This window comes from Psychromarinibacter sediminicola, from assembly GCF_029168335.1.
Classification (GTDB): Bacteria; Pseudomonadota; Alphaproteobacteria; order Rhodobacterales; family Rhodobacteraceae; genus Psychromarinibacter; species Psychromarinibacter sediminicola.
Map to the genome: position 1 here is coordinate 1 of NZ_JARGYC010000038.1, position 16,088 is coordinate 16,088.

Here is a 16,088-nt window from a genome sequence, read left to right on the forward strand (position 1 = left end):
CGGAGGTCGTGGACCTGTCACCGCTGACGGGGCTGCGGGCGGTGCGGCACCTGGACCTGGACGAGACGCCGGTGGCCGATCTGGCGCCCCTGTCGGCGCTGCACGGGCTGGAGCGGCTGTTTCTGTGGAACACGCAGGTCAGCGACCTGTCACCGCTGGCCGGGCTCGACCGGCTGGAGATGCTCGACGTGCGTCAGACGGCTGTGCGCGACCTGGCGCCGCTGGCCGGGCTGGGGCGTTTGCGGAATCTGAACGTTTCGCTGACGGCGGTGACGGATGTGGCACCGCTGGCCGGTCTCGCCGGGCTGGAGCATCTCAGTCTCTACTACACCGACATCGCGGATATCGCGCCGCTGGCCGGGCTGACGGGCCTGCGGTCGCTGGACCTGAATCAAACGGCTGTCGCCGATCTGCGGCCGGTGGCGGGGATGCCGCTGCTGGCAGAGGCACCCGGGAAGATGGGGCTGCAATTCGCCGGCTGTGCGGCCGCCGCGGCCGATCCGCGGATCGCGGAGATTGCCGAGATCCGGGACGACGCGGCGCGGGCGCGCGCGCTGTTCGCACATCTCGGCGGATGAGCGGCCGGGCGCGCGCGGCGCCCGCCCGGCAATGCCTCAGGCCTCGGCCTTCTGCAGCACCTTGTTGCCCAGAACCTCGGCGATCTGCACGGCGTTCAGCGCCGCGCCCTTGCGCAGGTTGTCGGACACGACCCAGATGTTCAGGCCGTTGTCGATGGTCGGGTCCTGGCGGATGCGGCTGATGAAGGTGGCGAAGTCGCCCACGCATTCGACCGGCGTGACGTAGCCGCCGTCCTCGCGCTTGTCGACGACCAGGCAGCCCGGCGCGGTGCGCAGGATCTCGCGCGCCTCTTCCTCGTCGAGGTGCTCCTCGAACTCGATGTTCACCGCCTCGGAGTGGCCGACGAAGACCGGGACGCGCACGCAGGTGGCCGTGACCTTGATCGAGGGGTCGATGATCTTCTTGGTCTCGGCGACCATCTTCCACTCTTCCTTGGTCGAGCCGTCCTCCATGAACACGTCGATATGCGGGATCACGTTGAAGGCGATCTGCTTGGGATAGACCGACGGCGCGACCTCCTGCCCCGGCACGTAAAGCCCCTTGGTCTGATCCCAGAGCTCGTCGATGGCGTCCTTGCCCGAGCCGGAGACCGACTGATAGGTCGAGACCACCACACGCTTGATCTTGGCGCGGTCGTGCAGCGGCTTCAGCGCCACCACCATCTGCGCGGTCGAGCAGTTGGGGTTCGCGATGATGTTTTTCTTCTTGTAGCCCACGATCGCGTCGGCGTTGCATTCCGGCACGATCAGCGGGACGTCCGGGTCGTAGCGGTAGAGCGACGAGTTGTCGATCACGACGCAGCCGGCCTTGGCGGCCTTGGGCGCGTATTCCTTCGTCGCGTCCGAGCCGATGGCGAACAGCGCGATGTCCCAGCCGGTGAAGTCGAAGGTGGCGAGATCCTGGGTCTTGAGGGTCTTGTCGCCGAACGAAACCTCTGTGCCCAGCGACCGGCGGCTCGCCAGCGCGGCGATCTCGTCGATGGGGAAGTGGCGCTCGGCCAGGATGTTCAGCATTTCGCGGCCCACATTGCCCGTGGCACCGACGACGGCGACCTTGTAGCCCATTTCGTACTCCTCGAGTCTAGGGACGCGGGTTCTTACCGCACACGAGGTAGCGTTTAAAGCGGTTTGTCGAGTTTGCTAGGCAACCGTGCTGGAGGCGCGGACCTTCAGCTGCACCGGTTCGCGGGTGAACTCGTCGGGCCGGTTGCCGGTGTCGATCCAGCCCAGCAGCGCGGCGACGCTGCGCTCGGCCAGCCGCGCCACGTCGCAATGCACCGAGCTCAGCGGCGGATCGGCGGTGGCGCATTCGGGGATGTCGTCGAAGCCGACGATCCAGAAATCCCGCCCCACGGTGCGCCGCGCCGCCCCGGCCGCGCCCAGCATGCCCAGCGCGACGCGGTCGTCGATGCAGATCGCCGCCTCGGCCTCCGGATGCTCGCGGGCAATCCGGGCCATGGCCGCCCGCCCGAAGTCGCGGCTGGCGTCGCCTTCGATCACCAGGGGGCGCTGGCCGTGCACCTGCATGATGTCGCGGTAGCCCGACGCGCGCTCCCACGCGATCTGGTGGCCGGAGTGACCGCCGACGAAGGCGATGCGGCGCAGCCCCTGGTCCAGCAGGTGCTGCGCCGCGAGATGACTGCCGATGGCATAGTCCATGGAATGGAACGGCAGCCTGTCGAGCCGGTCGTCGCTCTGCCGCAGCACCTGCATCGCCGGGATGCCGGCGGCGAGGATCGTGTCGAAGACCGGCAGGCCCGCGCCGTGGCAGGGCGCGATCAGCAGCCCCGCGATGTCGTGTTCCAGCGCCAGCCGCACGGCGCGGTCCTCGGTCTCGGCGTCCTCGCCGGCGGAGCCGACGATCGGCGCGAGTCCGCGCCGCATCAGCGCCGCCTGCGCGGCGACCACGAAATCCGTCACGAAGGGGGTGGCGAGGTCGTTGACGACGATGCCGATGCGCCCGCTATTGGCACTGCGCAGCGCGGCGGCGGCGCGGTTGCGGACATAGTTCAGCTCGCGGATCGCGTCGGCGACGGCGGCCTTGGTCTCGGCCCGCACCAGCGGCGAATCGTGCAGCACCAGAGAGACCGTGGACTTGGAAACCCCGGCCCGCTCGGCCACGTCGCGGATCGTCGCGCGTTTGCCCATCCGCCCCCTCCTTGCACCCGCCGGGCCGCGCCACCGCGTGCTCCGGCCAAACCGTTCCTGTCCCCGGCGCCAGCCATAGACCGCCTGACGCGCGAACTAAAGGCCCAGCGCACGGCTCCGCCTCCGGCCCGACGCAACGGGGCCGGAGCTGCCCGCCACGCAGGCCGTTCGCGCAGGGATCGGGCAGCGCCCCGGCGCCGGACCCGTTGTGCTTTGGCCGCGAATGTCGTCTCCTGCCCCGCGTCAGGCAGGGTGAACCGCATGTCGAAGGTCGCGGAATACGTCATCGTCGGCGCCGGCTCGGCCGGCTGCGTGCTCGCCAACCGGCTGAGCGAGGATGCAAGCGTCGTGCTGCTGGAGGCCGGCGGCAAGGACACTTATCGCTGGGTGCATATCCCGGTGGGCTATCTCTACTGCATCGGCAACCCGCGGACCGACTGGGGCTTTCGCACGGCCGAGGAGACGGGGCTGAACGGGCGGTCTCTGCTGTATCCGCGGGGGCGGATCCTGGGTGGCTGTTCCTCGATCAACGGCATGATCTACATGCGCGGTCAGGCGGCGGATTACGACGGCTGGCGCCAGATGGGGCTGACCGGCTGGGGCTGGGACGACGTGCTGCCCTATTTCCGCAAGTCGGAGGACTATTTCGCCGGCGAGAGCGAGCTGCACGGCGCCGGCGGCGAATGGCGGGTCGAGGAACAGCGGCTGAGCTGGCAGATCCTCGACGACTTCATGGCCGCCGCGGAACAGGCCGGCATTCCGCGGACCGACGACTTCAACACCGGCGACAACGAGGGCGTCGGCTATTTCAAGGTGAACCAGCGGCGCGGCTGGCGCTGGAATACGGCCAAGGCCTTCCTGCGGCCGGCGCGCGGGAGGGCCTTCCTGCGGGTGGAGACCGACGCGCAGGCGACGCGCATCCTGTTCGAGGGCCGCCGCGCCGTCGGCGTGGAGTATCGCCGGGGCGACCGGGTGGAGCGGGTGACGGCCCGGCGCGAGGTGATCCTGGCCGCCGGCGCCATCGGCTCGCCGCAGCTGTTGCAGCTGTCGGGCGTCGGGCCGGGCGAGGTGCTGCGCGCGCACGGGATCGAGGTGGTGCGCGACGTGCCGGAGATCGGGGAGAACCTGCAGGATCACCTGCAGCTGCGCTGTGCCTACAAGGTGCAGAACGCGACGACGCTGAACACCCTGTCGGCCAGCCTCCTGGGCAAGGCGCGGATCGCGGCGGAATACGCGCTGACCCGTTCCGGCCCGATGTCGATGGCGCCGTCGCAGCTGGGCGCTTTCGCGAAGTCGCGGCCGGACGTGGCGACGCCAGACCTGGAATACCACGTGCAGCCGCTGTCGCTCGACGCCTTCGGCGAGCCGCTGCACGCCTTCGACGCGATCACCGCGAGCGTCTGCAACCTGCGCCCCGACAGCCGCGGGCACGTGCGCATCGCCTCGCCCGACCCCTTGGCGCCGCCGGAGATCCGGCCGAACTATCTGTCGGAAGAGAGCGACCGTCGGGTGGCCGCCGACTCGATCCGCCTGACGCGCCGGATCGTGGAGCAGCCGGCCTTCGCCAGGTACGCGCCGGCGGAGTTCAGGCCCGGCCCCGCCTATGAAAGCGACGCGGAGCTGGCGCGCGCCGCCGGAGACATCGGGACCACGATCTTCCATCCCGTCGGCACCGTCCGCATGGGCCCCGACGACGCCGCGCCGCTGGACGGCGCGCTGCGGCTGCGCGGGGTGGAGGGGCTGCGCGTCGTGGATGCCAGCGTGATGCCGCGGATCACCAGCGGCAACACCAATTCCCCGGTCATCATGATCGCCGAGAAGGCGGCCGACATGATCCGGGAGGGCCGGCGCACCGGGTCGGCGCAAGACACCTAAAATACCGGGAAAACCCGGATATTCGCCATCTTAATCGCGACAATTGGACAGGTTAAGGCCACGTTCACCGGCCCCTTCTATCAGCCATGTGGGGGTAAAGTTCCGAGGTGGTGGGATGAGCGCGAAGAGCAACGCGCCAGTCATCATCAAGCGGAAGAAGGTCGTGGCCGGCGACGGGCACCACGGTGGGGCGTGGAAGGTTGCGATTTGGGTACATTTCCTTCGCTCGTGCGGTGCCGTTTTGCACCGCAGGTTCAGTTGCGCCCCGTTCGACAGGACGATTGCGATGTCGTTCTGACTGTTGCGCGGGATCGTTCGCCCCGTGCGCCACCCCGTCGGGTGCAGGGGCAGTCCTGACGCCAAATCGGTAAGAGAATGTGAAAATGACGCGCCAGCTTCGGGCGTTTTCGGTAAAACTCAACGTTAAGACGTGTCGCGCTCAAGGCGCATCGCGTCGGTCCGAGTTCGTACATTCAATGCGATACACTCGGAGCGGCGACCCGGATCGGCTGCCCGGCCGCGACGCTCAGCGGCGCCGGTTCGTCGGACGCGCGGCGCCGTCCAGCACCTTCTTGCATCCGCTGGCATCGTAGGTGTGAAGCGTGTCGGGGCGGCGCAGGGCCTCGAGCCGTGCCTGCGCGTCGGTCAGCCCGGACTGCGCGGCCGCCAGCAGTCGGCCATTGCGCTCGGCCTTCCGCCGCAGGCACTCCAACTCGCCGCCGCCGGACGCTCCGCGCGCCAGCCGCGTGCCCAGACGTTCCTTTTCCGGCGCCAGCCGTTCCAGCACATCGAACCGACCGGCCAGGATCGCCTCGCGCTCGCGATCCAGAAGATCGTGCAGGGCGCCGGCGGCGTCGCGAAACTCAAACAACGCCATCCTGCCGCTCCTTCAATGCCTCGAACAGCGATTCGGCGAGGCCGATTCCGCCGGCCCTTGCCATCTCCTCGGCCTGGGCGCGGACCAGGAACGACGAGAACTGATCCTCTCCCACGCCACCGCCGAAGGAGTCCCGCGTCTCGCCAAAGCCCGCGGATTTCAGCATTTCCGTCAGGAACGTCGCCTCCAGCGCCCGCGCCGCGCGGTGCAGATCGGCATCCTGGCCCGTGGCGTCCGGGCCGGTCGGCGCGGGCATCGCGCCGGGGGCGCGCAAACCGTCGAGAGGTGTCATCGCGTTACCTTCAATTCGAAGAAGTCTCGCCCCCTCATGCACCTCGATAGGTAAAGAACCGGTAACCATTGTCGGTCATAACCGGGCGACACCGCGGAAGAAGACCCGGAAAGACAGTATGCAGGCAAACCAGATTTTCGAGGGCCAGGTCACGGGCCGGCGATCCAAGCGGCCGGACACGGACGCCACGCCGACCGGTGCCGAGACGCCGTTCGCGCGGTTCGTGGACAGCGGGCCCAGCACGGCGAAGGGCGATCGCGCTGAGGCGAGCGCCGGTGCCATCGGCGCGTCCGGCATGCGGCCGGGGCATCCGGACGTCGCGGGAGTCCGGAACGCACCGCGCCGCGTCGCCTTCGGGATCGAGGTGCCTCCCGAATCGAACGGCGGCGCTTCGGGCCATGCCACGTTTATGGAGCAGGTCGGAGAAGACAGCGGCCCGGCAGGGCCAGGCGATCTACCGGACACCACGCAGCCGGCGGTCGACCAGCACACGGCGACGCCCGGTGCGGGCGCCGGACCGGTGCTCGCCGATGCGCCAACGGGCGGCATCCCGCCGTCCATGCCCCTTTCGACACGGGACGATGCGGCGCAGACGGGGAGCGCGTACGCGCTTCGCGACGCCGCGACAACGAAACCGGAGACCCCCGCCGCGGCGAACAGCCATGCGCCGGGGACCGTGCCCCTCGACCAGTGGAGTCCGGCTCGGGCTCCCTCAGGCCCGCTGGAGGCGCCGCCGCCGCGTGCCGCCGGCGCGGCAACACCAATTACCGCACAACCACCGGATCAGAGGAATGCGCCCGTGGCATTGCCCGGGACCACGCCTTCGGCGCCGGCAAGCGGTCCGGGCACCGACCTCGCGCGTTCCGCCGACGGGGATCAGGCAACGGGTTTGGCGGAGCTCTCCGCTACTCGGCCCGGATCCGCGGGCCACCCGACGCGCCCGACCGACGGCTCGACCGCACGCGGTGAGGCCGGGCCGGTGCGCGACGGCGTCCCAAGGGCGACCGTCCCGGGGACGCTGACGGACCCGGGCGACCCGGCCGCCACGGCTGTCTCGCGGGATACGCATGGCCCGCGCGGATCTGCGGAGGATGCGGTCGCACCAAGGCGAGCCCGATTGCCTCAGCTCGACTCCGCGACGTCTCTGGACCGACAGCCCTATGCGAGAACCGGCACGCTGCCCGCCACCACGGCCGAGGGCGTCCGGGACGCACCGCAGCAACCGGGGAATCCGTCCTCCACACCGCAGTCCGGTCTGAGCGGTCCCCCATCCGCCACGACACCGCGACCGCCATCCGCCCCCGCTTCGGTTGGGGCCGGAGGCACACCGGCAGACTCTTCCCTCCCGTCGACGCCCCCGGCGGGACTGCCGTCGGACTCCGGCCCGGCCCGGGACGCCGCGCCGGATCGAGGGACCGCCGCACCGCTCCGGCCGACCCTATCGTCCCCGCAATCGGCCAATGCGGGCCAGGCCACGCATACCGCACGCGCGAAAACGGCGGGCGCCACGTTTATCCCCGACCCCAACACTCCCGTGCGGCACGACCCGAAACCGGCCGACGCACCGGTCCGTGATGCCGATGCCCGCACGGTCTCGGCGGCCGCGCAACCGCGCGTGCCGCCCGCCACTGCGACGCCGTCCGGTCCCGCGACACCGGCAGACGTCCCGGATCCGAAGTCCGCGATACCGCCACCGACCGATCCGACGGTCGCGGCATCGCAGAACCGATCCCCGCATCGCGTCGGCGCGCCGCAGGAGGGGCCGGGTCGCTCAGCGTCCCCAGGGGGTGCGCACCAGGGCGTGCCGCTCAACGGCACCGAGTTAACCGCGACCACCCGCCAGAAGGACGGAGCGGTTTCGCCGTCAAGGCACCGCGCTCCGTCCGGCTCCGGTTGGCCGCCGCCGGGCACCTCTGGCCCAGGTCAGAGCCCCGACTTGTCCGCTCCGGCCCAGAAGACCACGCGACCCGGCGGCGCGCCCGTCACCCGGGCCGGAGACCCCCTAACCGCTAGGAACCTCGCCACCGCGCAGGGGGAGGGCCGCCGGTCTGTATCCCAGGCCCAGGCCAGCGAACCGGCCCGGTCGCCGGCCCCCGCAACGGCGCCCGTCGCGCCGAAGGGGCCGAGCGTCGCCGAAGGGCCGCCGGTTGCCCGGACGCCACCGGACGCGCCTTTGCCCGCCGATCGGGCCGCCCGCCATGATCGCAGGCCCGACTCGCGCGAGAACGCAAGTCCCGCGCCGACCGCCCGGACAACGACGCCGGCCCCTCCGGCCGCGGCCGCGCAGGCGGTACCGATGGCGCCCCCGGCCCCGGTCTCGCCCGCGCCCATGGGGCAATCCCGCGACATGGCGCCCGCCGGACAGACAGGCCAGGACTCCGACCGCGTCGCCGCCGAGGCCGCGCCCGCCGCCGCAGAGTCGCGCTCCGCCCCCGCGCCCCTGCGTCCGCCGGATCAGCCCATGCCGCACCGGATCGCACTGCAACTCGTCGAAGCCGCTCGGCAGATGGCCGACCGCCCCGTCGAGCTGACGCTGGAGCCGGAGGAGCTTGGCCGTGTGCGCATGACGCTGACCACGGGAGACGGCGCCATGACGGTCGGCCTGACGACCGAACGCGCCGAGACCGCCGACCTGCTGCGGCGCCACATCGAAACGCTGGCCCAGGAATTCCGGCAGCTCGGCTATCGAGACGTCACGTTCGAATTCGCGGGCGGCCGGGGCGGGAACGGTGCAACGCCGGAGCGGGACGCGCCGGGCCACAATGACGCCGCCGCGACCGAGTCCGAGACGCCAACCGAAGACGGCGCGGAAGCGCCGGCGCGCCTGCACCTCTCCGACCGGATGGACCTGAGACTCTAGAAAGGACGACACGCATGGACATCGCAACGACCAACCCGAACGCGGCAACGCCCCCCGCGGCAGCGCGGGCCGCGGACAGCGACAAGCCCGGAATCGCCTCGGATTTCGAGACCTTCCTGCGGATGCTCACGGTGCAGATGGAGAACCAGGATCCGCTGAACCCGGTGAAGGCAGAGGAGTTCGCCGTCCAGCTCGCCACCTTCGCCGGCGTCGAACAGACCGCCTATACCAACAAGCTTCTCGAGGAGATGCAGGCGCAGATCGGACTGACCGGCATGTCGGACTATGCCGGCTGGATCGGCAAGGAGGCGCGCGCGCCCGTCGCCGCCCATTTCGACGGCACGCCCGTCCATGTCGCGTCAGATCCCGATCCGACGGCCGAGGAAGCCTTCCTGGTGGTGCGCGACGCGAACGGGCTCGAAGTGCAGCGCACTGCCATCCCGACGCAGCCGGCCGATATCGCCTGGGACGGCAGCACGGCCAGCGGCCTGCCCCTGCCGAACGGGCTTTACAGCTTTACCGTCGAGAACTGGAAAGACGACGGCCTGTCGAGCGAGACCAGGGCCGATGTCTATACCCGGATCACCGAGGCGCGCATCGAGAACGGGGTGCCCGCGCTCGTCACCGCGGGCGGGGTCGAGGTGCCGGCCGACTCGGTGACCGGGCTGCGCGAATAGCCGCAGCGGCCCGGCGCGTCGCTGGTGGCCTTTAAAACGGCCTGTCCGGGCCTCCTCACAGAACGGAGGCCAGCCACATGCCCGCGGCCACGAGCCCGCCGCCAAGCCCCATGAACCCGAGGGCGGACCAGCCCCACCAGGCGCCCTTGCCGGCCGGTTTCTGGTTCTCCGCCATCAGCAGCGCCTCCGCCACCTCCGGCAGGCGCGGGCCGAAGCGGGACACGACCCGCACCGTCTTGGTCAGGTCGGCGAGAAACGCGCGCGGGCCGATATGCGCCTTGATGTAATCCTCCACGACCGGCTGGGCCGTGCGCCAGATGTTCATATGCGGGTCCAGCGAGCGCGCCACGCCCTCGACCACCACCATCGTCCGCTGCAAGAGGATCAGCTCGGTCCGCGTCTCCATCCCGAACCGTTCGGTCACCTCGAAGAGATGGTTCAGCAGCCGTCCCATGGACACGTGCGAGGCATCCAGATCGAAGATCGGCTCGCCCACCGACCGCAAGGCGCGGGCGAAGGCGTCGATGTCGCGGTCCTTGGGAACGTAGCCCGCCTCGAAATGCACCTCGGCCACGCGGCGATAGTCCTTGCGGATGAACCCGTAGAGGATCTCGGCATAGACCCGGCGCGTGTATTCGTCGATCGTCCCCATTATGCCGAAATCCAGCGCGACGATGTCGCCGTTCTCGGCCACCTTCAGGTTGCCCTGGTGCATGTCGCCGTGAAAGAACCCGTCGCGCAGCGCGTGGGCCAGGAACAGCTGCAGCACCCGCTCCGCCAGCCGCCGCCGGTCGTGCCCCGCCGCGTCGATGGCGGGAAGGTCGTGCAGCGGGATACCGTCCGCCCAGCCCAGCGCCATGGCCCGCCGGCCGGAGATCGACCATTCCACCTGCGGCACGCGAAAGCCGGGATCCGTGGAGGTGTTCGCCGCGAACTCGGCCGCCGCCGCCGTTTCCATCCTGAGGTCCAGCTCGCCCAGCACCACGCCCTCGAAATGCGCGATCACGTCGCGCGGCCGCAGCCGGCGTGAGGCCGGGGACAGTAGCTCGATCATGTCGGCGGCGAAGTAGAAGGCGTCGATGTCCTTGCGGAACGCCTTCTCGATGCCGGGCCGCAACACCTTCACCGCGACGTCGCGCCCATCGCGGTGCAGGGTCGCGCGATGCACCTGCGCGATGGACGCCGCCGCGACCGGATCCGAGAATTCCGAGAAGACCTCCGAGACGGGCCGCTCCAGCTCCTGCGCGACGGTGCGCTTGGCCTCCTCCACCGGGAACGGCGCCAGCTTGTCCTGCAAGACCTGAAGCTGCTTCGCCAGCTCCTCGCCCACGACGTCGGGCCGGGTCGAGAGGATCTGGCCGAACTTGATATAGGCCGGGCCCAGGGCGGTCAGCGCCCGCGTCACCGGCGGCATCGTCGGGTCGCCCTTGTAACCCAGCCACTTGAACGGCCAGCCCAGCACCCGCGCGGCGGCGCGCAGCGCCGGCGGGGCGCTGAAGGCGTCCAGCACCGCCCGCATGGCGCCGGTCCGCTCCATCGTCGCGCCGGTGCGGACCAGCCGCCAGATGTTGTGCGGACCCCTCAAAGCTTCCAGCCGGAATGCAGCGCGGCGACGCCCATGCTCAGGTTGCGGTACTTCACCTGGTCGAACCCGGCGGCGCGGATCATGCCGGCGAAGGTCTCCTGATCCGGGAACCGGCGGATCGACTCGACGAGATACTGATAGCTGTCGCGGTCGTTCGCGATCGCCTGGCCCATCCGCGGGATCACGTTGAACGAATACAGGTCATAGAGCCTCTGCAGCCCCGGATTGGGCAATTGCGAGAACTCCAGCACCATCAGCCGGCCGCCCGGCCGCAGCACCCGGAACGCTTCGGCCAGGGCGTCCTCGGGGCGCGTCACGTTCCGGATCCCGAAGCTGATCGTGTAGACGTCGAAGCTGGACGTCTCGAAGGGCAGCGCCATGGCGTCGCCGACGACCCAGTCCAGCCGGTCGCCGATCTCCCGCGCCCCGGCGCGCTGCCGGCCGGCCTCCAGCATCCCCTCGGTCATGTCGCAGACCACGGCCGACGCCTCCGGCGCGCGCTGCAGGAACCGGAACGCGATGTCCCCGGTGCCCCCCGCCACGTCCAGCAGCCGCTGGCCGTTCCGCGGGGCCAGCCAGTCCATCATCGCATCCTTCCACAGCCGGTGGACGCCGCCCGACATTACGTCGTTCATCAGGTCATAGCGCGAGGCCACCGAGGTGAAGACGCCATGCACGCGGCCGGCCTTTTCCTCCTCGGGGATCGTCTGGTTGCCGAAATGCGTGGTCTTTTCCGTCATGGCGCTCGCCCGCTCTGTTCCCCCGTCCCGATATAGCGTCCGGCGCCCGGTGACAAACGCAGATGGCGACGCATGTACCTTATGCGCGGGCATTTCCGGTCTGGCGGCAGGGCGCGCGGTCTGGAATACCTGTCGCACCCGCAACCGGAAGCCCCGAATGCCCGAACTGCCCGAAGTCGAGACGGTCCGCCGCGGCCTCGTCCCCGCGATGGAAGGCGCGACGATCACCGCGGCCGAGGTGCGGCGGCCCGACCTGCGCTGGCCGCTGCCGGAACGGATGGCCGAGCGGCTAACCGGCCAGCGCGTGACGCGGCTGGGCCGGCGGTCGAAATACCTGCTGGCGGACCTGGCCTCGGGCGAGACGCTGATCGTGCATCTGGGCATGTCCGGCCGCATCCTGATCTCGGGCGCGATGCCGGGCGCCTTCCACCACTCCCACGCGGCGCGGGACAAGCACGACCACGTGGTGCTGGAGATGTCCTCGGGCGCGCGCATCACCTTCAACGACGCCCGCCGCTTCGGCGCGATGGACCTCTGGCCGACCGAGGCGATCGAGACCCACTGGCTGCTCAGCAGTCTCGGGCCGGAGCCGCTGGGCAATGCGTTCAACGAGGACTACCTGGCGGCGCGGCTCAAGGGGCGGATGACGCCGGTGAAATCGGCGCTTCTCGATCAGCGAGTCGTCGCGGGGCTGGGGAACATTTACGTTTGCGAGGCGCTTTTTCGGGCACAGGTGTCGCCGCGTCGCAAGGCGGGCAACATCGCGGAAAAACGGCTGCGGGCGCTCGTCCCGGTGATCCGCGACGTGCTGACCGACGCCATCGCCGCCGGCGGCTCCAGCCTGCGCGACTACCGCCAAACCAGCGGAGAGCTTGGATATTTCCAGCACACCTTCCGCGTCTACGGCCGCGAGGGCGCCCCCTGCCCCACCCCCGGATGCCCCGGAACCATCGCCCGAATCGTGCAGTCCGGGCGGTCCACCTTCTTTTGTCCGAAATGCCAAAGATGACTTGATCCGCCCCGCTTCGCTGTTATGGAGTCGTCCGGACGGGGAACAGCCAAGGGCACGCACATGGCCTTCAAGACGATTGTCGTCGAGATCGAGGACCACGTCTCTCTCATCAAACTGAACCGCCCGGACGCCCTGAACGCTCTGAATTCCGAGCTCCTGGGGGAACTGGCGACGGCGCTGCGCGAGGCGCAGGCGAACGAGAAGGTGCGGGTGATCGTCGTCACCGGCTCCGAGAAGGCCTTCGCCGCCGGGGCCGACATCGGCGAGATGTCCGAGAAGGACTTCGTCGACGTGTTCCTGGAGGACCTGTTCGCCGAGGACACGACCGCCATCCAGCGCTGCCGCAAGCCGATCATCGCCGCCGTCGCGGGCTATGCGCTGGGCGGCGGCTGCGAGCTGGCGATGATGTGCGACTTCATCATCGCGGGCGACAACGCCAAGTTCGGCCAGCCCGAGATCAACCTTGGGGTGATCGCGGGCATCGGCGGCACACAGCGTCTGACCCGGTTCATCGGCAAGTCCAAGTCGATGGACATGCACCTGACCGGCCGCTTCATGGATGCCGCCGAGGCGGAACGCTCGGGTCTCGTCAGCCGCGTCGTCCCGGCCAAGAAGCTGATGGAAGAGACCATGGCCGCCGCCCAGAAGATCGCCGAGAAATCGGCGCTGACGACGCGGGCGGTGAAGGAGGCGGTGAACCGCGCCTACGAGACGCCGATGTCCGAGGGGCTGCTGTTCGAACGGCGGCTGTTCCACTCGCTCTTCGCCACCGAGGACCAGAAGGAGGGCATGTCCGCCTTCCTCGACAAGCGCGAGCCGCAGTTCCGCGACAAGTAGCCGCCGCGCGACGCGCCGTGCGCAAGGGTCTTCGAAGGCCCTTGCCCCATGCGGCTTTCCGCGCCCGGGACAGGCGCCGCGATTCCGGCTTCACAAGCGCGCCGTTCTGCCCTATACGCACCGCTCGTTACATGCGCGTGAGGCCCGCCAGGCCGGAACAGCCGGTTGTCCCAAACCCGGCCGGGCTCCTTGCGCTATTCGTTTGCAATGAACCCGGAGAAGGGAAAGACACATGGCGAATTCGCCCCAGGCCAAGAAGCGCGCCCGCCAGAACGAGCGCCGTTACACCATCAACAAGGCCCGCCGGTCGCGTATCCGCACCTACCTGCGCAAGGTCGAGGAGGCCATCGCCTCCGGCAACCAGGACGCCGCCGCCTCTGCGCTGCGCGACGCCCAGCCCGAGCTGATGCGCGGCGTCACCAAGGGGGTGCTCCACAAGAACACGGTCGCCCGCAAGTTGTCGCGCCTGAACGCCCGCGTGAAGGCGCTCGGCTGATCCGAGCCGCGACTCATCGACAAATCGAACAAAGGCCCGCGACGCCCGCGGGCCTTTGTCGTATCCGACTGTGGTTTTTTGGTATCGCCGGACGCCAGTGCTTCAATGGCTTACCGGAATCCGCCCAAGAAAGCTCTGCGTCGACGCCGGGGACACATTGCGCCCGCCGCGGACAGCTTGCTAGCTTTCCCGGGCGATTCACGTTGCACTGGGGGGACATGAAGTCGAGACGGAACCCGGCAGCCGCACCAGAACGGTAACGGTTGCCACAGCAGGTGTCGGGCGAACACCGCGCCGGGTTTCGGACGGGACGGACCAAGGGGGCGCTGCCGAATGCCCCGGGACCGGCCCCGTCGGATCGGAGGACGCGAACCGCGCGTCTCCGTCGGCTGAAATGTCCAATATGGTTTGGCGCCTGGTGAAAGGCCGACTCGACGGGATGCTGCCATCCTGTCGATTCGGATCTTTTTCCCATGCGCCAGCGGACGGGGAATTCCGGCGCGGTGCGCGCGGCCATGGCCGTACGCGGCCGTCAGACGCCGGCCCGGTGCGGCATGACTTGCAAGATCGAACGGGCGTCTCCGCCGGGACGTGCCGGGCCCGGGGAAGCAATCCCGGGTTTCAAAGTGTCAGAGGTGCGGGTCAACAAGAAGATGAACGAAGAGCTTTGGGGGAAGATCAAGAATGAACTTGCAGATGTCGTGGGCAGTGATCACTACCGGAACTGGATCGAACCGCTGCGGTTCGCCGGGCTGAACGAGGGCACGGCCACCTTTCACGTTCCGACCAATTTCATCGGCGACTGGGTGTCGCGGAACTATTCCGACCTGATCCTGGGACGGCTGAAGGCGGCGGGCGTGCCGGTCACGCGGCTGAACTTCACGCTGCCGCAGCACCGCACCCAGCCGCGCCCGTCCGCGGCGCAGCCCATGGCCGCCGCACCGCGCCCCGCGCCGCGCCAGGCCCAGGCCGCCGGCGGCGGCGGCGACGACGGGCTGCCCGGCGCACCGCTCGACCCGCGCTTCACCTTCGACCGGTTCGTCGTCGGCAAGCCGAACGAGCTGGCCCATGCCGCCGCCAAGCGCGTGGCCGAGGGCGCCGAGGTCACCTTCAACCCGCTGTTCCTGTATGGCGGCGTCGGCCTGGGCAAGACCCACCTGATGCACGCCATCGCGCACGAGCTGACCAACCGCCGCGACGGGCTGCGCGTCGTCTATCTCTCGGCGGAGCAGTTCATGTACCGTTTCGTCCAGGCGCTGCGCGACAAGCAGATGATGGACTTCAAACAGCTGTTCCGCTCGGTCGACGTGCTGATGGTGGACGACGTGCAGTTCATCGCCGGCAAGGACAGCACGCAAGAGGAGTTCTTCCACACGTTCAACGCGCTCGTGGACCAGAACAAGCAGATCGTCATCTCGGCAGACCGCGCCCCGAACGAGATCAAGCAGATGGAGACGCGCATCTCCAGCCGGCTGCAATGCGGCCTGGTGGTGGACCTCCACCCCACCGATTACGAGCTGCGGCTCGGCATCCTGCAGCAGAAGGTCGAGAACCAGCGACAGCAATATCCCGACCTGGTGATCGCCGACGGCGTGCTGGAGTTTCTCGCGCATCGCATCTCGAACAACGTCCGCGTGCTGGAGGGGGCGCTGATGCGGCTGTTCGCCTTCGCCACGCTGGTCGGGCGCGAGATCAACCTGGAGCTGACCCAGGAATGCCTGTCGGACATCCTGCGCGCCTCGGACCGGAAGATCTCGATCGAGGAAATCCAGCGCCGCGTGTCCGAGCATTACAACATCCGCCTCAGCGACATGATCGGCCCGCGCCGCCTGCGCGCCCTGGCCCGGCCGCGTCAGGTGGCGATGTACCTGTCGAAACAGCTGACCTCGCGCTCGCTGCCCGAGATCGGGCGCCGCTTCGGCAACCGCGACCACACCACGATCCTGCACGGCGTGAAGAAGATCGAGGAGCTGATGGCGCAGGACAGCCAGCTGGCCGACGACATCGAGCTGCTGCGCCGCTCGCTGGAGGCCTGAATCGCGGCGGAACGGGGCCTTGACGCTGGTTTGAAAGCGACTCACTGTCCGAAAAAGCACTTGAGCCGGGGCGGA

Annotated in this window: 14 protein-coding genes and 1 pseudogene; 9 read left to right on the forward strand and 6 right to left on the reverse strand. The window is 69.3% G+C overall.

Annotation, left to right across the window (positions count from 1 at the left end; all coding sequences use genetic code 11):
• Positions 1-578, forward strand: a 578-nt coding sequence (locus tag P1J78_RS14400) for a leucine-rich repeat domain-containing protein (protein WP_374213290.1), incomplete at its 5' end; no start/stop codon positions are given.
• A 36-nt stretch (positions 579-614) separates the two neighbouring features.
• On the opposite strand, the gene P1J78_RS14405 is transcribed toward P1J78_RS14400, so the two are convergent.
• Both P1J78_RS14405 and P1J78_RS14410 read right to left on the reverse strand, forming a co-directional pair.
• A complete protein-coding gene (locus P1J78_RS14405) occupies positions 615-1,643 on the reverse strand; it encodes an aspartate-semialdehyde dehydrogenase (protein ID WP_275568074.1) in 1,029 nt (342 codons plus the stop codon).
• A gap of 75 nt (positions 1,644-1,718) precedes the next feature.
• Positions 1,719-2,726 (reverse strand): LacI family DNA-binding transcriptional regulator, encoded by a 1,008-nt coding sequence (locus tag P1J78_RS14410; RefSeq protein WP_275568075.1) that lies wholly within the window; start codon positions 2,724-2,726, stop codon positions 1,719-1,721.
• 261 nt (positions 2,727-2,987) lie between these two features.
• Here P1J78_RS14410 and P1J78_RS14415 point away from each other — a divergent pair, with 261 nt between their 5' ends.
• Both P1J78_RS14415 and P1J78_RS14420 read left to right on the forward strand, forming a co-directional pair.
• The gene (locus tag P1J78_RS14415; RefSeq protein WP_275568076.1) at positions 2,988-4,601 is read left to right on the forward strand and encodes a GMC family oxidoreductase; all 1,614 of its coding nucleotides are present in this window, start codon (positions 2,988-2,990) and stop codon (positions 4,599-4,601) included.
• Positions 4,602-4,716: 115 nt separating this feature from the next.
• Positions 4,717-4,806, forward strand: a pseudogene (locus tag P1J78_RS14420) (chemotaxis protein MotB); the annotation flags it as partial.
• 321 nt (positions 4,807-5,127) lie between these two features.
• Here P1J78_RS14420 and P1J78_RS14425 read toward each other — a convergent pair.
• Together P1J78_RS14425 and P1J78_RS14430 are read right to left on the reverse strand one after the other, a co-directional pair.
• Positions 5,128-5,478, reverse strand: coding sequence for a flagellar biosynthesis protein FlgN (locus P1J78_RS14425; RefSeq protein WP_275568077.1), 351 nt, complete (start codon positions 5,476-5,478; stop codon positions 5,128-5,130).
• A complete protein-coding gene (locus P1J78_RS14430; RefSeq protein ID WP_275568113.1) occupies positions 5,465-5,734 on the reverse strand; it encodes a rod-binding protein in 270 nt (89 codons plus the stop codon). Before P1J78_RS14430 ends, P1J78_RS14425 begins: the two co-directional genes overlap by 14 nt.
• A gap of 2,365 nt (positions 5,735-8,099) precedes the next feature.
• Between P1J78_RS14430 and P1J78_RS14435 the strand changes: the two genes are divergently transcribed.
• The gene (locus P1J78_RS14435) at positions 8,100-8,630 is read left to right on the forward strand and encodes a flagellar hook-length control protein FliK (RefSeq protein ID WP_275568078.1); all 531 of its coding nucleotides are present in this window, start codon (positions 8,100-8,102) and stop codon (positions 8,628-8,630) included.
• Between the two features lie 14 nt (positions 8,631-8,644).
• Positions 8,645-9,307 carry a flagellar hook capping FlgD N-terminal domain-containing protein gene (locus P1J78_RS14440; protein WP_275568079.1) on the forward strand — a complete coding sequence of 221 codons (663 nt, stop codon included), beginning with the start codon at positions 8,645-8,647 and terminating at the stop codon, positions 9,305-9,307.
• Positions 9,308-9,362: 55 nt separating this feature from the next.
• On the opposite strand, the gene ubiB is transcribed toward P1J78_RS14440, so the two are convergent.
• On the reverse strand, positions 9,363-10,892 hold the full coding sequence (ubiB, locus tag P1J78_RS14445) for a 2-polyprenylphenol 6-hydroxylase (protein WP_275568080.1): 1,530 nt from the start codon (positions 10,890-10,892) through the stop codon (positions 9,363-9,365).
• On the reverse strand, positions 10,889-11,632 hold the full coding sequence (ubiE, locus tag P1J78_RS14450) for a bifunctional demethylmenaquinone methyltransferase/2-methoxy-6-polyprenyl-1,4-benzoquinol methylase UbiE (RefSeq protein ID WP_275568081.1): 744 nt from the start codon (positions 11,630-11,632) through the stop codon (positions 10,889-10,891). The genes ubiB and ubiE overlap by 4 nt, the downstream gene beginning before the upstream one ends.
• A 157-nt stretch (positions 11,633-11,789) precedes the next feature.
• On the opposite strand from ubiE, the gene mutM reads away from it, so the two are divergent.
• The 4 genes from mutM to dnaA all read left to right on the forward strand — a co-directional run bounded on the left by mutM (position 11,790) and on the right by dnaA (position 16,013).
• The gene (gene mutM, locus P1J78_RS14455; protein ID WP_275568082.1) at positions 11,790-12,641 is read left to right on the forward strand and encodes a bifunctional DNA-formamidopyrimidine glycosylase/DNA-(apurinic or apyrimidinic site) lyase; all 852 of its coding nucleotides are present in this window, start codon (positions 11,790-11,792) and stop codon (positions 12,639-12,641) included.
• A gap of 63 nt (positions 12,642-12,704) precedes the next feature.
• On the forward strand, positions 12,705-13,481 hold the full coding sequence (locus P1J78_RS14460) for an enoyl-CoA hydratase (protein WP_275568083.1): 777 nt from the start codon (positions 12,705-12,707) through the stop codon (positions 13,479-13,481).
• 232 nt (positions 13,482-13,713) lie between these two features.
• Positions 13,714-13,977, forward strand: coding sequence for a 30S ribosomal protein S20 (gene rpsT, locus P1J78_RS14465; protein ID WP_275568084.1), 264 nt, complete (start codon positions 13,714-13,716; stop codon positions 13,975-13,977).
• 653 nt (positions 13,978-14,630) lie between these two features.
• Positions 14,631-16,013: a chromosomal replication initiator protein DnaA gene (dnaA, locus tag P1J78_RS14470; RefSeq protein WP_275568085.1), complete on the forward strand. Its 1,383-nt coding sequence runs from the start codon at positions 14,631-14,633 to the stop codon at positions 16,011-16,013.
• Positions 16,014-16,088 lie beyond the last annotated feature (75 nt).